Origin of the sequence: Paenibacillus periandrae (genome assembly GCF_022458865.1) — a bacterium.
Lineage (GTDB): Bacteria > Bacillota > Bacilli > Paenibacillales > NBRC-103111 > Paenibacillus_S > Paenibacillus_S periandrae.
On sequence record NZ_JAJNMU010000001.1, the window covers coordinates 325393 to 343443 of the forward strand.

General features: G+C 49.0%; 17 protein-coding genes. 3 read left to right on the forward strand and 14 right to left on the reverse strand.

Annotated elements, in window-relative coordinates; all coding sequences use genetic code 11:
• Positions 1-20: 20 nt before the first annotated feature.
• The 3 genes from spoIIIAB to LRL21_RS01605 all read right to left on the reverse strand — a co-directional run bounded on the left by spoIIIAB (position 21) and on the right by LRL21_RS01605 (position 2011).
• Positions 21-539 (reverse strand): stage III sporulation protein SpoIIIAB, encoded by a 519-nt coding sequence (gene spoIIIAB, locus LRL21_RS01595; protein WP_240413999.1) that lies wholly within the window; start codon positions 537-539, stop codon positions 21-23.
• Entirely contained in the window at positions 533-1594 is a 1062-nt protein-coding gene (spoIIIAA, locus tag LRL21_RS01600) for a stage III sporulation protein AA (RefSeq protein WP_240414000.1), read from the reverse strand. Before spoIIIAA ends, spoIIIAB begins: the two co-directional genes overlap by 7 nt.
• Positions 1595-1702: 108 nt before the next feature.
• Positions 1703-2011 (reverse strand): YqhV family protein, encoded by a 309-nt coding sequence (locus LRL21_RS01605; protein ID WP_240414001.1) that lies wholly within the window; start codon positions 2009-2011, stop codon positions 1703-1705.
• 121 nt (positions 2012-2132) lie between these two features.
• Here LRL21_RS01605 and comA point away from each other — a divergent pair, with 121 nt between their 5' ends.
• From comA to LRL21_RS01620, 3 genes are all read left to right on the forward strand, one after another.
• Entirely contained in the window at positions 2133-2966 is an 834-nt protein-coding gene (gene comA / locus LRL21_RS01610) for a phosphosulfolactate synthase (protein WP_240414002.1), read from the forward strand.
• 54 nt (positions 2967-3020) lie between these two features.
• The gene (locus LRL21_RS01615; protein WP_240414003.1) at positions 3021-3761 is read left to right on the forward strand and encodes a 2-phosphosulfolactate phosphatase; all 741 of its coding nucleotides are present in this window, start codon (positions 3021-3023) and stop codon (positions 3759-3761) included.
• 79 nt (positions 3762-3840) lie between these two features.
• A complete protein-coding gene (locus tag LRL21_RS01620) occupies positions 3841-4305 on the forward strand; it encodes a DUF441 domain-containing protein (protein ID WP_240414004.1) in 465 nt (154 codons plus the stop codon).
• A gap of 14 nt (positions 4306-4319) precedes the next feature.
• Here LRL21_RS01620 and LRL21_RS01625 read toward each other — a convergent pair whose 3' ends face one another.
• The 11 genes from LRL21_RS01625 to LRL21_RS01675 all read right to left on the reverse strand — a co-directional run bounded on the left by LRL21_RS01625 (position 4320) and on the right by LRL21_RS01675 (position 17986).
• A complete protein-coding gene (locus tag LRL21_RS01625) occupies positions 4320-5576 on the reverse strand; it encodes an aspartate kinase (RefSeq protein ID WP_240414005.1) in 1257 nt (418 codons plus the stop codon).
• Positions 5577-5754: 178 nt separating this feature from the next.
• Positions 5755-6342: a histidine phosphatase family protein gene (locus LRL21_RS01630; protein ID WP_240414006.1), complete on the reverse strand. Its 588-nt coding sequence runs from the start codon at positions 6340-6342 to the stop codon at positions 5755-5757.
• 246 nt (positions 6343-6588) lie between these two features.
• Positions 6589-8043: an MATE family efflux transporter gene (locus tag LRL21_RS01635; protein WP_240414007.1), complete on the reverse strand. Its 1455-nt coding sequence runs from the start codon at positions 8041-8043 to the stop codon at positions 6589-6591.
• A 32-nt stretch (positions 8044-8075) separates the two neighbouring features.
• Positions 8076-8537, reverse strand: coding sequence for a VanZ family protein (locus LRL21_RS01640; RefSeq protein WP_275900534.1), 462 nt, complete (start codon positions 8535-8537; stop codon positions 8076-8078).
• A gap of 59 nt (positions 8538-8596) precedes the next feature.
• Complete coding sequence (locus tag LRL21_RS01645; protein ID WP_240414009.1) at positions 8597-9514, reverse strand: aminoglycoside phosphotransferase family protein; 918 nt, start codon at positions 9512-9514, stop codon at positions 8597-8599.
• A 123-nt stretch (positions 9515-9637) separates the two neighbouring features.
• On the reverse strand, positions 9638-10408 hold the full coding sequence (locus LRL21_RS01650; RefSeq protein ID WP_240414010.1) for a hydroxypyruvate isomerase family protein: 771 nt from the start codon (positions 10406-10408) through the stop codon (positions 9638-9640).
• A gap of 92 nt (positions 10409-10500) precedes the next feature.
• A complete protein-coding gene (locus LRL21_RS01655) occupies positions 10501-11550 on the reverse strand; it encodes a hypothetical protein (RefSeq protein ID WP_240414011.1) in 1050 nt (349 codons plus the stop codon).
• An 8-nt stretch (positions 11551-11558) separates the two neighbouring features.
• Positions 11559-11726: a hypothetical protein gene (locus LRL21_RS01660; protein ID WP_240414012.1), complete on the reverse strand. Its 168-nt coding sequence runs from the start codon at positions 11724-11726 to the stop codon at positions 11559-11561.
• 139 nt (positions 11727-11865) lie between these two features.
• Entirely contained in the window at positions 11866-14544 is a 2679-nt protein-coding gene (locus tag LRL21_RS01665) for an alpha-mannosidase (protein WP_240414013.1), read from the reverse strand.
• A gap of 34 nt (positions 14545-14578) precedes the next feature.
• The gene (locus LRL21_RS01670; RefSeq protein WP_240414014.1) at positions 14579-15646 is read right to left on the reverse strand and encodes an oligogalacturonate lyase family protein; all 1068 of its coding nucleotides are present in this window, start codon (positions 15644-15646) and stop codon (positions 14579-14581) included.
• A gap of 6 nt (positions 15647-15652) precedes the next feature.
• Complete coding sequence (locus LRL21_RS01675) at positions 15653-17986, reverse strand: helix-turn-helix domain-containing protein (protein WP_240414015.1); 2334 nt, start codon at positions 17984-17986, stop codon at positions 15653-15655.
• Positions 17987-18051: the final 65 nt, after the last annotated feature.

Here is an 18051-nt window from a genome sequence, read left to right on the forward strand (position 1 = left end):
CCTCTAGCCCCTTAATTCCTCTAATACATCAATATGACTACCAGTGCTCCCAGCAGCAGTCCAAGGCTGCGCCACATTCCTTCGTATCTTTTGCGTTCCTCCACTGCCGTTTCAAGTTCACCCTGCAGTTGTTGAACCGCCAGGCGGATGTGCTTGACCTGATCGGCGCTGTCCGATAGTCCAAGTGTGCTGCCCAGCTGACTGAGAATTTCCTGCTCCCCCGTTTTTAACACCGTATATTGCCAATGTTCAGTTATCGCTTGCTGCCATATGTGCTGTACTGTCCGACCTGCAGCTACTTTCAATTGTTCTGCGGTATAGCGGAACAGATGACTGACTGGTTGCGGGCATGCATGTGCGACCTGCAGCAGCGCTTGGGGCAGCGGGGTCAAGCCATAGGTCATTTCTGTTTCCAACCGCTGCAAGGATCGGATCAGATCGGAAATTTGCCTGGGTCTTCGCGAAAATCGCTGTGCCTGATAAAAACCGAATAAGGTTGCCGACAGCATAATCATCATGGCTCCCAGCAGCTTCAGCATGAGGTGATTCCTGACGGTTGACCGGAGCGTGCGGACATTGATCGTTCCTGCTCAACAGCGACATTGGGAGCATGGCTGCCTTTGGTGGAAGTATTCAATCTGCGTCCCTGACTATCGTAGATCCCTTCCAGCGATCCTACACTCGTTTGGCTGCTCAGCACGACAATTCTCTTAAAAACCTGATCATGAAGCAGCTCCTTCAATACGGGCCTTTTTGAAATGTCGTCATAATTCAAGCCATGAGCGGTAGCGATCACGGCGATACCGGCATGAATCGCTTCATGGATTGCAGCCGCATCTTCAGGCCTGCCAATCTCGTCCACAATCAGCAGTTCAGGAGACATGGAGCGGATCATCATCATCATCCCCTCTGCCTTTGGGCAGCCATCCAGCACATCCGTACGCGGACCCAGTTCAAAACGCGGCACTCCGCAAACGCATGCAGCAATCTCCGATCGCTCGTCCACGATTCCTACCTTGTATCCCCGTCGAAGTGACGAGCCGCTGCCATTAACGGGACCCCTGCTGATAATTCTTGCCAAATCACGAATTAACGTTGTTTTTCCCTGTTGTGGCGGGGATACGATCAAGGTATGAAGAATAGAGCCTTGTCCTGTTGCATCGGTCACATAAGGTAAAATTTGGTTTCCACAGCCCTGATGCTCCTTGGCAACCCGAATATTAAAAGAGCTGATGTCCTTCAGCAGCCTGACCTTGCCCTGCTCCAGCACAGTCCGCCCAGCCAGACCGATGCGATGCCCTCCCGCCACCGTAATAAAGCCTCTGCGCAGCTCCTCCTCAAAGGTATACAGCGAATGCTGCGTCAGCATCTCCAGCAGCGCGGCGCAATCCTCTCGGTTTGGCCTATACGCCTCAGCCGGGTTGTTCGTGAGTCCACCTGTCTGTGAAACAAAGCTGTATTGCCTTCCCCAGCCAATCTCAAGAGGGCGCTGCTCACGAACCCGAATTTCTTGCAAATCCTGTACAATTTGAGAGGGCAGTGCTGCTAGTCTTTGACGCAAAGAAACAGAAAATAGCTGAAGTAGTGACTGCATCCACCCATCTCCTTCATTTAAAATGCAGTGAGTCCTCACTGCTGCTCGGTCGGAGTATTTTTCCGTTACTAAATTATGTGTATGCTTGGCCTACTCAAATATGACCAGTTATTTTCTCAAAATCCCGATAAAGATGCAGCTGACACCAACAAGCACCCAGAGCATTTTGCCTACAGACAGCTTATCCGCAAGCCCGACCAGCCCTAAAGTGGTAGTCGTCAGCAGCACGAAGGGCCCTACCATAGCCAGCCCGGTGTTAACCATCAAAGCTTTTTCAATCTGGTTATAACGAAGCATCAGAAGTGCGGCAATGATCTCGATACTGCCTGACATCAAGCGAAGTGCAGCCATACTTAATACAATTTTATTAATCAGCTTTCTCCTCTCCTTTCTTCCTGTGCGTGGGAACTCTTCCATTTCAGTCTCTCATTCAACTCTATGCGGACATGTCTGCTTTTAGGCATAATGGGCACACCAATACCTTCTGATGCATATGATGACGAAGTAATCAATCCAAGTAACAGCGAGGCGATAAAACATGGAAGCAACGACACAGGTAAAATGGCATCCACTGCTCAGCGATCCATCAGGTAAGCGGACTGATAAACCAAGAATGCTCGGTAAAACCATGGTGATCGATAAAGGCCTGGGCATTCATGCGCTTGACGATTTGCTGCAAACGGCGGGTTCTTATGTCGATATGCTCAAAATCGGATTTGGCACATCACCGCTGTATGAAACGGACATATTGAAGCGCAAAATCGAGATGGCCAAAAAACACAATATTATTGTGTACCCTGGTGGTACGTTTTTGGAGGTCGCTATTCAACAGGAAGCGGTAGACGAGTTTTTTGATATGATCTCAATTATGGGCTTTAACGGTGTTGAAATTTCCGATGGCACGATTGAACTGGACCGGAATCTGCGCAGCCAGCTTATTACTCGCGCTGCAGAGGAAGGGTTCACAGTGATTACCGAATACGGCAAAAAGCTGTGGGGCTCCTCTATCGAAATTGATGCATTGATTGAAACGGTTACTATAGATGCTGGGCTGGGTGCCAGCCTGATTACGATCGAGGGTCGGGAGTCAGGTAAAGGCGTGGGCATTTATGATGAGCAGGGCGAATGTAAGAAGCAGGACATTATCAACGTTCTGGAACGCGTGCCTTCCAAGCATCTGCTGCTGTGGGAAGCTCCTCAGAAGGAGCAGCAGGTCCATCTGTTAAACCTTCTTGGAAGCGATATTCATTTGGGCAATGTAGCCCCGCAGGATTTAATTTCGCTGGAGGCGCTGCGTAGAGGATTGCGTTCGGATACGATGCATTTTGGGCTGGAGGCACCTTGTGCCTATGTCGGAGATTGGGTTATATAAGGAAGCTTACGAAGTCAGTTTTGCCAAGGCAAAACTTATAGGAGGATAGCACCAATGGATATTACCGTCATTCCCAGTGTCAACGAGGCGCGTTCGGATGACCTAGTGAACAAAACCGTTATTGTCATTGATGTGCTGCGGGCCACCAGTACCATGCTGACAGCCTTGGCTCATGGGTGCGATGCGATTTATCCGGTCGAAACGGTGCTGCAAGCCAAGCAGCTTCTATTAGAACAACAGAAATGGCTAACGGGCGGAGAACGTTACTGCAAAAAAATACCGGGTTTTGATCTAGGCAATTCCCCATTTGAGTATATGGATGACAAAATTGCAGGTAAAACCATTATTCTTACGACCGCCAACGGTACCCGTGCTATCCAAAAAGCGATCAGGTCCGGTACTGTACTTATCGCTTCGCTGCTTAACGGCAGAGCCTGCGCGATGGAAGCAGCCGCTTTAAATAAAGATATTGTCATCTTGTGCTCGGGTACGCAAGACGTGTTTGCTTTTGAGGACGGGATCTGTGCAGGTCAGCTTATCGAGGAAATACAAGGGCTATCGGGTCAAGGCAAGTCGGTGAATGTGGATGATCTGGGCTTATGTCAGCTGCACTCATTCCGGCAAGTACAATCCGCGATGACGGAAGCCTTGTTAAAAAGCAGTAACGGCAAAAGACTGGATAAGCTAGGTTTCCGCGAGGATGTCATCTACTGCTCACGAATGAATCTCATCCCCCTGGTCCCTATCATGCAGGGTGGACGTTTGACCTTATTGCCGGTGAAACAGCTGCAATAAACCTTTCATGAAATGAACATGAATTAGCTGCCTGTCTCATACAGTAAAAGTGAAATCTATGAGACAAGGAGTTCTTGCTATGAATGGGGACCTATTACTGGTTGCGCTTATTATAATCGGCCTAATTGGACGCTCGAACATCATCACTACAGCAGCCTGCGTGCTACTAATTATCAAGCTGATCAGCCTGGAACGTTTTTTACCAACCATTGAACGCAGAGGGCTGGAGCTGGGGCTGTTATTTTTAACCATGGGCGTGCTGGTTCCGTTTGCCAGTGAGAAAATATCACTCAAAGACGTTGCCAGTATGTTTACAACATGGCCTGGAATATTGGCGCTGCTGGGTGGGGCCATCGCAACCTATATGAACGGTAAAGGATTAAGCTTATTAAAAATAGACCCACAATTAATTGTGGGTCTTGTTATCGGTTCGATTTTCGGTATTATTTTTCTGCGCGGCATTCCTGTCGGGCCTTTGATGGCAGCAGGAATTACAGCTTTTTTGTTAAAGGTATTCACCTTTTTATTCGACAAGCTAAGATAAGAGGAAGATCATAATTAACGTCTGTCGGAAGGTCCTCCGACAAATGCCTGCTGCTCGGTGTCCAAGCCATAAGCAGTATGCAGGGCCTGAATCACTTCCGGCAAACGGCTGTTGTCGATTACGCATGAGGTTTTAATTTCAGACGTACTGACCATATTGATGCTCAGTCCCAGATCCGAAATGACCTCGAACATTTTGGCAGCTACACCTGGAGTGCTGACCATGCCTGCACCAACGATGGATACCTTCACCAGATTTTCCTGGGACGAGACTTCACGGAAGTTCACAGTGCTGCGAATGTCTTCAATGACTTTGACCGCTTTGTCCTTATCGGAAAGCGCTACGGTGAATGAGAAGTCAGCAACACCATTCAGAACACCGCTTTGTACAATAATATCCACGTCAATCTGCTCTTTAGCCAGTGCAGTAAATACCTTGGCCAATTGACCCGGTTTATCTTCCACACCAAGAATACTGATTCTTGCTACATTCTTATCGCTTGCAATTCCGCGTACTACGATACCTTGCTCCATTGCTGCTTCCTCCTTGACTTGGGTACCTTCATTATGGTTAAAGCTGGATCTGACGACCAGCGGCACATTGTAATTTTTGGCGTATTCCACAGCACGCGGATGCAGTACAGCAGCACCCAGATTGGCGAGCTCCAGCATTTCATCATACGTAATTTCCGGAAGCTTGCGAGCACATTTGACCACACGTGGATCAGTAGAGTAGATTCCATCCACATCGGTGAAAATCTCGCATACGTCAGCTTTAATCGCAGCAGCCAGCGCTACTGCTGTCGTATCAGAGCCACCACGTCCCAAAGTTGTAATCTCGCCTTCCTGCGTCATACCTTGGAAGCCCGCAACAATGACTACATTTCCCTGCTCCAGCGCTTTAAATATACGCTCCGGTTGAATATCCGAAATTCTCGCTTTTCCATGAACAGGCTCTGTGTACATCCCAGCCTGCCAGCCTGTATAAGATATTGCCGGTTGACCCAAGCTCTGAATCGTCATCGATAATAATGCTACCGATACCTGCTCACCCGTACTCAGCAGCATATCCATTTCTCTGGCCGGAGGTGTTGACGAACTGATTTGCTTCGTCAAGTCAATCAAATCATCTGTCGTATCTCCCATTGCTGAAACGACGACCACACATTGATGACCTTCGCGCTGTCTCTCTACGATACGACCCGCTACGCGCTTCATCCGTTCTGCGTCACCAACCGAACTTCCACCGAATTTCATTACTATAAGAGACAAACTGTTCACTCCCTAACCGAAACTTTTACATCACAATGTATTATTATAGCATATCAGCAGTAAAGGATGAAGTACAAAAATGCTCCTCTCCCTGCGGTGTATATTTGAACATGCGGCGATGACGGAGCTGTCCAGGGTCGATTCCATACTTTCCTACCTGAAAGCGAGAAATCGTCCATCAAACCTTATGGTAAGAGGGCATTGGAATCCATCCTGCATCTGGCAGCAGATCCCTGCGGGTCAGCTTTGTTCCGGTTATCAGCTGCATATACGAGGCTATCGTTCCATCGTGAGAAACGATGTAAAGTGTATCCTTCTCCAGTTTCCTGCACCAGCTTATAAATTGCTCGGCCCATTTCTCGAACAACAGATTAGGCAGTGTATTGATGCCTTGCAGCCACATATAGGGCGGTACGTCCTGAGGCAGCGAAAAGTCACTATAGCAATTGGATAAGCAGGAAGGCTCCAGCATCTCATCGCAAGGCAAGGTTTGAAAATCATAGCGCTGCGGAAATTGTCGAGGACCCGCAGCCGGATGAACATAACGAAGCGCGTGCGAACCTTTACACCAAAGCTGCGCAGTTTGCAGCGTGCGTCTTGTTGGGCTCGCTATGACGGCATGGCGTTCTGTCAGAGGCATGATCGTTCTCAGGCGTTCAGCCTGATGCTTACCGTAATCTGTAAGTCCGGGATTCTCCATCTTGTAGCTCTCTGGTATTTGCTGTGTGTGCTCGCCTTGGCCATGACATACAAAAACAATCTCCATCCGGGATCACCCTCTCTGGTTGTTATCTTAATTTTATGCAGGTTCAGCCTGCCTCATATCCATGATTCGACGGAGTTTTGACGCTGTGGCTCCAATCTTTTGCATGCATCCAGCTATTTACTATATACCCATGCCCCTGTGCTGCAGAATCGCTACGAATGACAAAGAACCCTCCTTTCAAGGAAGGTTCCGAAGCCATTCAATTCAACATCGACATATAGTTGTATGACTGTAGCTTGGGCAAGTCTAGACAGCCGCCATTTTCCACTTACCGTTCTTGTAACGGAAATAAATAATGGCAGTTCGGACAACCTGATCGACGGCAATCGATAAATAAGCACCGATAATCCCCCAATGAAAAACGAGCACAAACAACAGGCTGAGCATACCCCGAAAAATAAACACACCAACAAAAGTCGAAATCAAGGGAAACCGGGTATCGCCAGCCCCACGCAGAGCGCCAGCCAGGATAAACTGCGACGCCTGAAAGGTTTGGATCAACCCAATAATACGCAGTGCACTCGCCCCTGCGCTAATAACAGCTGCATCATGGGTGTACAGCATCATAATGTAAGGCGCGAACACAATAAATCCGACACCCATAATACCGGCAAAAATGCGTCCGAACCTGCTGGTCTCCCAGCCGAATTTTTCCGCAAGCTCCGGCTTGCCCGCTCCTAATCCTTGACCCACCAACGTGCTGGCCGCAAGCGAAAAAGCCATCCCCGGCATAAAGGTAAGCCCCATAATGTTGAAGCAAATCGTATGCGCCGCGAACACCGCTGTACCCAAACCGCTCAGTACCAAAGTAAATACAAGCTGCCCTGCTCGAAGAGCAAGCTGCTCCCCAGCTGAAGGCAGGCCGATTTTGACAATTCTACGGATCATCGGGTAATCGACAACCATCAGCTTCCTCCAGGAAAGCTTAATAATTGAGCCTTTACCAAATAATACGAAGACTACCCACAAGGTTGAAATAGCACGCGCTACCACCGTAGCCACAGCAGCACCGATCAGTCCCATACCCGAAATGGAGCCAATTCCATAGATGAGCGGATATCCAAGAATGACAACGAGAATATTCGACAGTACATTGATTTTCATTGGGGTTCTCGTATCTCCGGCTCCCCGTAAAATGGCCGACAGGCTTGTCGAAATGACCGTAAAGCTGAGCGAGATAAACATCATTTTCGCATAGCTCAGTCCCTCTGCAAGAACATCGCTCGTCGCACCGAGCAGCACGAGAATATTTTCGGCAAATATGTAGCTGAGCGAGATGACCACAACACTCAGCAATAAGCTGAGCATAAACGTCTGCTGAGCGGTAAGTGTAGCCTCTTCCACATTACCCGCTCCCATAGCTCTTGCAATAATCGCAGTCGTACCTATGTTCAATGCCATAAAGATCGCCAACGCAAAAAACACAGGCTGATTCGTCAATCCAACCGCCGTGACTGCCTCCGCACCCACATGCCCGACCATGATCATCACAATCATTTGAAGCAGATTCATCATCATATTTTCAACGAGTGAAGGCCCCGCCAGCTGCAAAATCACTTTACGGATTTCCTTCTTGCCACCTGTCTCCAGCTTTAACAGCACTTGTGGATCGAGCAAACGTTTATACTTGCGTGGCTCAGGCGACGTGGCTGAAACGCTCTCATTATCGATTTCCTGCGGCAAATGTGTTCCTTCTTTCATTTTCCGTCATCAGGCATTATACAGTTTATGCTTCATCTCTTATTCAAACGGCGAACTCTTTGCAGCATGGCAAATCCGATCAATCCGCCGATTACATTCAACAAAATATCATCAACATCAAAGCTGCCAACATGGAACACCCACTGGATCGATTCAACAGCAAGCAGCGCCAGAAAAAAACGGGTAATGATTTGCAAGTAGCTTCGAACGCCCGGGAAAACCAGTGGCACCAAAAAACCAAACGGAACAAAAGCTGCCACATTTCCAAACAGGTTAATAACCCACGTATCCAAATTGTAATGATGAAACCCTGTTATATAATTGGATATCGTTTTAAAAGGAACCAGGTTCATCATTCTTTCCGTTCTGGCAGCTCTGGAGAATCCGAAAAACAATAAATAACACATAAATAGACCATATCCTGTAAAAATAAAAATTGCCAAACTCCTGTACAGCTTGTTTTTAAACCTTAGTGATGTCAATCTGCCTCGCATCCTTTATTATTCACTCAACAGAGCACACCCTTAATAGCCTGGACTGGTACGCGCTCATCTTATGCTTTTTCTTCCAGCAGCTTCTCAAAGACAGCTGCCAGCTCCAGCGATTTCAAGGGATCGCCAACCTGATCCTCCACACACCACCAGGCAGAAAGTACCGCATGACAGTAGCCCCAAGTTATTATTCTTACTGGATCTAATGTCAACTCTGTACTAAACAGCTCAATTCTTCGTCTTATGATGTCGCTTGGGTGCTTCTCAGGCAAGTTATTCATTAAAAAAGAAATGACGCCATATTCAAGCTCACCAATCAGACCCTTAGGGTCGATAGCGATATAAGGCTCACGTTCGGCTGACAGCAGATTCTCATGGTGAAGATCACCATGCAGCAGCTGCGGATTTCTCCAAGTCTTGTGCAGCTTCGCAAACCACTCCTCCGCTTTACGCACCATGCGTTCCGGCAAAGGCCCTGTGGAGCCATGGTAACGGGTACGGAGCTTGTCGAAGCCTTTGGCCCAATCCGCTGTCGATGGAAACAGAGGGCGCAGCGGCGGGGGCACCTGCAGCTTCCTCATTACGGCTGCGGCCAGTCGTACCGCCTCATCATCATCTACGACTGTTTTCAGGGTGTGCCCTGGGGTCGCTTTTTCCAGAATCAAAATACCTTTGTCCGTATCCGCATCCCACAGTCTGGCACAACCATTCCCCTTGTATATGCGCAGTGCTTCCGCTTCCGTGATTAATTCCTTGTTGGGAACTCCCAGCTTGAGTACGGCTTCCGTACCATTGTGAAAAAGCACAGGCGCAACAAAGTTGAAAGAAAGCGGATAAGCCGCCTGTACTTGAAAAGACCAGCGGTTCTCGCAATATTGGATAAGCTCTTCAAAATGCTCCAGCCACAAAGCGCCTTTTTCCTGATGCACGCCCATTATGGTATGTATAAATTTCTCGGGCAGCTGAATCAATCTGTTCATCCCCTTTATTTGGCGTGAAATCCATATATCAGTTAACGGTTCATATTAAAAAGCCTCTTGACCGCTAACGGAAACGAGGCCTTCTTGTCTATTCACTTCCATACTATGATTGCTTCTTTCGAATTATAAACGCTTATCTAACTGCGCAAGACAAGCTCTCAAACCATCCTCCGGTGTCCCTGTAGGAATAAACTCCAGTCCCACATAGCCGGTATATCCAAGCTCTCGCAGCCTGTTCATAACAAATGGATAGGCAATTTCCCCTGTTCCCAGCTCATGCCTCCCCGGATGATCAGCGACGTGAATATATCCGATCTGCCCGATATTGGCGCTAATTGTTGGCGTCAGATCACCTTCGGTAATTTGCTGGTGATACACATCGTAAAGCAGCTTTACGTTAGGGCTGCCAACCTTGGCAATGATAGCCAACGCTTCTGCAGAGGTTTCAAGGAAATACCCCGGATGATTGACCTTCGTATTCAGCGGCTCCAGAACCAGAGTAACGCCTGCCGCTTCCAGCAAGGGAACACAAGCCTTTAATCCGTCGATGATGCTTTGGTGCTGTTCTGCTCGCGAAACCCCATCAAGCGTATTCCCCGTTACTGCAATCAAATACTTGCAGTTCAACCGCTTGGCAATCACCAATGTTTCCTCCAGCCCTATTACAAATGAATCGCGAAGCGCTGGATCAACCAGTGAAATTGACTTGGTGCAAAAGGAACCTACCTGCAGGTCCAGTTCCTGAACCAGCTGCTCCATCAAATCGATATCCCGATTTCCCCAGCCCCAAAATTCAAAAGCTGTAAAACCAAGCTCCTTGACTGTTCGCAAAATCTTGTCCAGATCATAACCGCTGTTCCTGAACACAGCATCAATTGATGGTGAGTAGATCATTGTGTACCTCCTGATTTTGTAAGCCTTTTCTCGTTTTCGCATAAAGGTTTCAAGGTTACTTGCGCAGGCTATTATTTCGAACCGATTTGAATCTAAAAGTCGCCGCGAATGGCATATAGCTCTCCCGAAGTTACCTCCACTTCAATATCCGTCCGAATTCCATGCAGCTCCGATGGAAGCCTGCCTGATTTCCATACTGGACTATACGCAGTAGCGTCACCACAGAACGGTACACAATCGTCAAAGGCGAAGCCATCATGCGGCTTGCCCTGCGCTTCGGACAACTGCACCCTGATCCTTCCATACGGTGCACGGACATTAAGATTCAGACCATTCCCGCTAAAATCAACGCAGCGTGTCATGACCCTGCCGATCATGGCATGGCTTTCCAGATAAAAAAAACCGTCCTTGCGCAGCTCATGCAGCAGCAGGGCCGCATCATCGAGATTTTGATCCTGAAAATGCTCCGCCTTTGACCCACCCGAATAAAAACGCAGATGACCATCGGGAGCTTGCAGCATCGTGCTTGTATAAATACTGCCGCCGCCGTGCTCACCGCGCTCATTGCGTGGGATAAAGGGTTCATGCAGCGCACGAAAAAAATGCCGGCCGTCCATGCTGTACGCCAGCGAGCAATCAATCGGACCGAAATCCTTGTGGTACTCGATTTCTCCCGGATTCGTATGAAACATCCAGAGTAGTCCCATAAACAAATGCTCGTATTTATAAACGGGCATTCCATAGAACTGGACCAATGGAGGATCATGCGGCTCGGGATGAATCACAATTTCCGGTTGAGTAAAAGTGCGAAAATCCATCGTTTCAAACAGCGCAATACGTCTGTCACCATTATGAACACGACGAGAAAGCACATAAGTACCTTTAACATCATTATAGAAGCACGTGATCGGCGAATCAAGCGTTACCTCGTCAAGAGGAATAGCCTCCACCTTCCAATGGATAGCATTATGCGAGACAGCCAGAAACTGCTTGCGATGACTGGCAAAAAAGTATTTCCACCGACGCTCAGGATCACGCTCATGAAGATCATAAAATACTGGCGCACCATCATAGTGTTCACCAAGACCAAATACCTGATTGACTGCATACCGCTTACCCGGAAATGATGCTTGGTCGCTCACGTCCTTTTTCACCCAATGCACCCCGTCCGAGCCTCGGCATAGAGCAGGATCTGATTGCGCAGAAAACGGTTTTTGTTAGCTCTTACGGGTTCAAAATCAACTGCACCGCAGTAAACTGCCTTCCACAGCTGGCTGCCACCACTCGACACGCTTGAATTCACAGACTCCAGACTCATGCTTCATGACTGCCTTCCTGTACGAAGCTCGTGCATATTCTCGGTTCTTGGGCAATAAGTCTTTGCGGCATATCCATCATCCTCTCCGAATTCAAATTCAGATCACAGCAAACCCACCGAACTCATTATGCCCTCATGTTTAGGGCAGTTCAATGAAATTCGTCTCAGCTACAGGCAGGTCGGAAGCATCCGGAATGTAAAAGGTTTTAATCTCGCAGCGTCCGAACCTAGACTGCCATGAGCGTCCCAGCAGCGGTAGCTCGATTGTCACATCCGTTTCCAAACCATGCGCTTCGTAGCAGCGCAATATGTATCCATTGCCTTCCTCTGCCCTTTTAAAAACAGTGGCGGCAACCTGTTCTGTAGACAAGTTTATGCCGCTCCACTTTTGTGGCAAAGAACCTTCATGATAGGTTTCTACAATGTGAACCGGGGGGACATTCCACTCATAGGCTTTGCGGACAATACCCGCCTCCCGCCAAGATCCGGAATGCAGCACCAAGGCATAAGCAAACTCCTGAACACCCTGATCCATATATTCGCATAGATCATCCCGTTTACCATAATGGTCGGCAAAAATAGCTCCGCGCACAATCGTCATACGCAGGTCGGCATTCTTTACATCGAAGCTGTATTTACTATCATTCAGCAGCGTTAACCCGTAGCTGCAGCCTGCTGCCGCAGTCTCCACAGGCGAATTCGTTGAAGCCTCTCCGCTGGATACAACCCATCCGCTCACATCGACCCACTGCTGACCCGGCTCTTCCTCGCCATTTACCGGGCGCTCCAGATAGCCATAAGGAATTTCGTACGTTGCTTTCGGTTCGTGAATACGGGTCGGGAAAGACAGCTTCAGCAGCTTGTGCTTCTCCTGCCAGTCGAGCTTGGCTTTTACCTGGATATCCGGGCTATCCTTATATAACATGAAGTCCTGTCTAAGCGTGGAATTCCCATACCGGCTTGTTACTCTTAATGTAGCCCGCAGCGGTCCCGATTCAACGACCTTCACCGTGGCGTCGGTAAAGCGTCCGATTTCATTGCGGAACTCCAGCTTGCCGTGCCCCCACGTATCACAGTCATGCTCATCCATAACAAGAGGCACAGCCAAGCGGCCATCTACGATTTCGATTCCGGCTCTTTTATCAAACAAGCTTTTCACATAACCGGTATGAGGATCGATTTCAAGACGCACCCATGCGTTTTCAAGAAAAGCTTCCGCCCCCTGCGAAGACACCAGCAGTACATCCTTTGGCGTTTGCTCGCACGAGGTCTGGGATGCAGCGTTTCCGCTATTCGGATCTTTACCCACACCGGCTTCTGGATCGGTGACAGTAAACGTTTGATTGCGGAAAATCCAGTACACCCGGTAGCCGAAGGCCGGAATCACTCCCCTGAAGAGCGTGTCGTATTTATCTCCCCCGTTCGTTCGCGAGGCGCGCACATGCTGAATGACAACGGGATTCCCCGCTTCGTCGGTAATGCCCTTCATCTGTTGGGTAACGACCACCGGTGCCTCCACGTCCCATGACAAGGGATTGAACACAACTACGGGAATCCCGCTGTCATTTTGCTCCCACAAGGTGCGGTCTTTATTTTTATCCAGAAAGGTAATGCCCCGGCGCATCGTATTGATCGACCACGATATCCTTTGCAGGGCCGCATTGGACGAAATCGCAGCAATATGCTGCGCATAACCGTAAGCTTCTCGCGCATCGTCATAAGCTTCCTTGATGCTGCAGCCGCCCATAATGTCATGGAACTGATTAAACATCACACATTCCCAGGCTTTTTGAAATTGTGCAGAGTCATAATCGTGTCCGAGCAGATGGTGCGCCAAGGCAGACAGCTTCTCCGCCGTCATCAGCCTGTGCTCTGTTTTACGATTGCTGGCCTTGGTCTCCGAATGGGTAGAATAGCAGCCGCTGGCATGATGCTGCAGTTCACCCGTGACGACCGGCAGTATCGGCCCATGCGCTTGCATGCGCTCAAAATAGGCGTCCGGTGAGCTGAGCAGGATCGCTTCACCCCCAGGCCTTTCCTGGACGGCGCGGATTTCATGCAAATTGGCAATAGTCGGTCCACCGCCATGATTGCCAACACCGTAAAAGCACATTTGGTCGGTCTGCTGCTGCTCGGCGATTTCCCGCACCTTTATGATTTTGGGCTCTGAGGTTTCAAATTGATGCGTATTGTAACCGCATGGAATCCGGTACGTCATGACTCTGCTGCCATCCATGCTTTCCCACCAATACAGATTAGCCGGAATGTGCTGCTCATGCTCCTCGGGCCGCATATATACATAGCTGTTCATACCGCTCAGCTTGAGAATTTGCGGCAGCATGGCATGATGACCAAAGGAATCGACATTGTAGCCGACCTTTGCCGACCTGCCAAAACGCTCCAGAAAGTAGCGCTGGCCGTAGAGTGAATGCCTTGCAAACGACTCACCTGCCGGAATATTGCAATCCGGCTGAACCCACCAGCCGCCGACAATGACCCACCGCCCTTCGGCTACCCGCTTCACAATTTCTGCAAACATACGGGGTTCATTTTCTTCTATCCATTTGTAGCAGGAGGCTCCCGCGCACGTAAATACAAATTCGGGGAATTCCACCATCCGGTCGAGTGCAGAGCGGAACGTCGCCTTGATCTCGGCAAAGCCCTCCTGCCAGCGCCAGAGCCATACCGGGTCCAAATGGGCGTTGCCGATCATATGCACGACCGGCTTCAGTTCACCAACGAATGTCGCGGCATCGGTTGCATAGTGTTCCACGTTATTAAGGGTTTCAGCTGCCTGCTTACCTTCGGGCTTTTTCACAATCGTTGCTCCTCTCCTTGACTGCTGGTCAACTTTAGGACTTTGTTTCAAGCTCTTCATATATATCGATAATGCCGATCCACAAATGATTCTCATCATCGGCAAATGTATAGGTTACCTTACGGCTGTCCGGACTGAACGAAGGATGGGGATGCCCTGGATGGTTCCACCATAACGGTACTTCGGTTAGCACTCTGGACGAACGAACGCGAAGGTCAATCAGCACGAGTTTGGACGGCTGCTCATGTGTATCCGCAACGATCCAATTGCCGTCAGGACTAGCAGCAGCGTGCCAATAACCATAATCCCCATTTATAAATACCCCTTGGTTCCGGTGCCTATCCACATAATAAATGCCGGTTGGCTCGATCGGACTGGATTTATACCTGACAAAATAAGCGCCCTCCCCGTCAGCCGCCCACATCTCATGCCCTATATACTCACCAAGGCTTCCATCCTGCAGCAGTTGCTGTTCATATATATTGCTCAGTCTAGAGGCCACGGTGTCGTAGAGCCACAAGCGGTCAGGGATGTGCTCGGTCTTTCCCTCATGGGCGAACAATACCAAATGGTCGTAAACGGGATTAACCATAGCATGGTTAGCGATCTCATAGGGCTGGGCGAACCCGGGTGCTATCTGATGAGTCAGCTTTCCGGCAGCCACATCCACAGTTCCGATAAACGATTGTCCGCCGAGCATTCCATACACGCCAAGAACTGCGGCATCATCAGACACGGAAAGCGGCTCCCCGAAATAATCTCCAGATGCCAGCTCGCACACGGTCCAGGATTTCAATGTGTTCAAATCGATGCCTTGGATTGAATTGTCACGTGGAAAGTACAGCTTGTCATCCGAGGAAACAACACCTCCCGCCCACTGCTCCCCATTCGCAAGAACCGTTGAATGACCGGTTTCTGTATCAATCAGCACGTAGCTGCATTTCTTGTCAGCGTCGATTTGAGTGCTGGCAATCAATCTTCGACTGTCTGACAGCCAGGTCATAGCCGTAAAATAATAATGACTTGTATCGGTGCCTGACTGTCCGATTGTCTGAATCCGACAGCCTGTCATCGTATCTTTATACGTATTCATGGTAAGCATTAGCATTCACTCCTTTTTAGTGGCAGAGGCTTCAGCGTTTGATGTCCCCTGCTGCTCCGCTGCCCGTTTGGATTTGCTGTGAAACAACTCCCGATATTGACCGGGGGTAACCTGCTCCATTTTGCGGAAATACCTGATGAAATTTTGTGGCTTGTTGTACATCAATCTCTCAGATATCTCCGTTACGGTCATATCCGTCTCAACCAGCCATTTCTTCGCGATTTGCAGACGATACCCGGACAAATATTCACCGAAGGCAAAGCCCGTCTCCTTGCGGAAGACGCGACCCACATATTCCGGGTGGTAGCTCAGCCTCACACCGCACAATTCCAGTGTTAACGGTGTATCAAACTCGCTGTGAATGATGGTTAGAATTTGATCCGATATGCTGGTATACAGCGAATCCCTGCGCTGCTCGATGTGGGCGATTAACGGCCTGATGACGGACGTTTGAAACCAGACGACGATTTCTTTATTGGACTTCAACAGAAACATTTCGCTTACAACTGCTTTTTCATTGAGCACGAGGTCCTGCATCTGCCCGCCATTATCTTGATACAAACGCAGCAGCTCGACCAGAAGCCGCATCAGATAAAGCTGAAACTCCTGATGACTAATGGATTTATTGGCCACCACCACCATAAACTCCTCAATCAGCAGATTAGCCCTTCCTTCGTCCAGCAGCCTGATCTGTTCCGTTAGCTCGCTGACGATATGCTGTGGAAACGTAACCGGTACCGTCATCAAGGGAGAGTGCATATCCTCAAGAAACAGGATCGATTCGTAGCCAAGTCGAACCCCATATGCCAACGCTTCTTTTGCCTCCAGAAATGCGCCCGGCATATCGGCCGGGTGCGTAATTGCAGAGCTGATGCCTATGCTGACGGACAGCTTCAAATAGTCTTGAATCGCCGTTTGAATCGCTTTCCCCTGTCCATAGGCCTCTGCCTTGGATTCCTCCGCAAGCTCGGCATGGCTTCCTATAACCGTAACCTGAAATTCATTGATCACGACAGGTGGCAGGCGCAGCTCTGCTGCTATGAGCTCGCTTGTAATATTGTGTATAGCAAACAACAGCAAATCCCGATCCGATTCCTTGTAATTCGTGCTTTCCATCGTATCGATCCTCACGCATAAGACTCTAATCGACTTCCAGGAAGACAACCCCAGTGAATCGGATCTTTCCATAATCTCATTCGCACCGACCGCGCCCTGCAGCAGCTTATGCACAAAAAATTCCTTTAGCTGATGGCTCATTTGAGCCTGATTGCTAAGCAGCATGTGCAGCTTGGATTCAATCCAGGACAGCTCATCTTTTCTGGGCGATAATTTGGGCGTATCCGGGTCCTTTAAGATGATGTCATACAGCCTGCGGATAGGTCGGTACAGCTGTCGAGACCCTTGAAAGGATAGCAGAAGCAGAAAAAGCAGCAGGCTTAAACAGATCGCGATGGTCAGCCAGCCAATAGCTCTGGATTCTTGCTTGATATCCCTAATATGAATTTTATTCACATACGTCCAGCCATTGTAACTGGATTTTCGATAAGTAATTCCATAGGCATCATTTCCAATATCCGTCTGAAATTGGTTAGCCTCCAGCTGCTCACCTTGAATTTGACCGATCACCGGCTCCTTCGAAAGATCGATGCCGACCTGCTCAGGATGGGCGGAAGCGATTACCCTCAGCTTATCGTCCAGCACATAAAACTCGCCGGGCTCACCGCCCTGAGGCAGCATCTTGTTCAATTCAATGCAGGGAAGGATGGCTACAAGCAACCCCATTGGTTTGATCGAATTGTTAGGAATCTTTTTGACAAGAGCCATATTCCATTGGAGCGGGTTGCCGTCCTCATACCAGGGCAGCTTCATGGAAGCCCAAAAGGAAGCTTTGGGAATGCCCACATATGCGTCAATCGACTTTGCCAGATAATGCTGCTCAAACGAGCTTTGACCTCGGCTATCCAAAATCCAGTCCTGATAAAGGTTGACCAGATACACCTCCGCCAAACCGAACTCATACGTTTGCAGACGATGAATCGATTGAATCAAGTCCTCATACAACCAATAATTACTGCTGTCCAGCCGCTGTTCCATCGCCGAGATGACTGCAGATGCACCAATGAATTGAGTTTGTGTATTATCAACCATTTTCATTTTTTGCTCGAATCGCAGCCGCGTCTGCTCCACCGACTCCGCACTGCTTCTGTTCGCTTTGTCGAGCAAAAGCGCGGAGGACTTGGCATAAGAGAAATAGCCCAACGTAATCACAGGCACAATTCCTATGCAGAAGCAAAATAAAAATAATTTTTTGAAAAAGTTGATGCGATGATGATGATTCATCCAGTCCCTCCCCAGCAGCGGTTTCGTGCAGCACCGGAGTATATGAAACATTGGAAAGGGAAAAG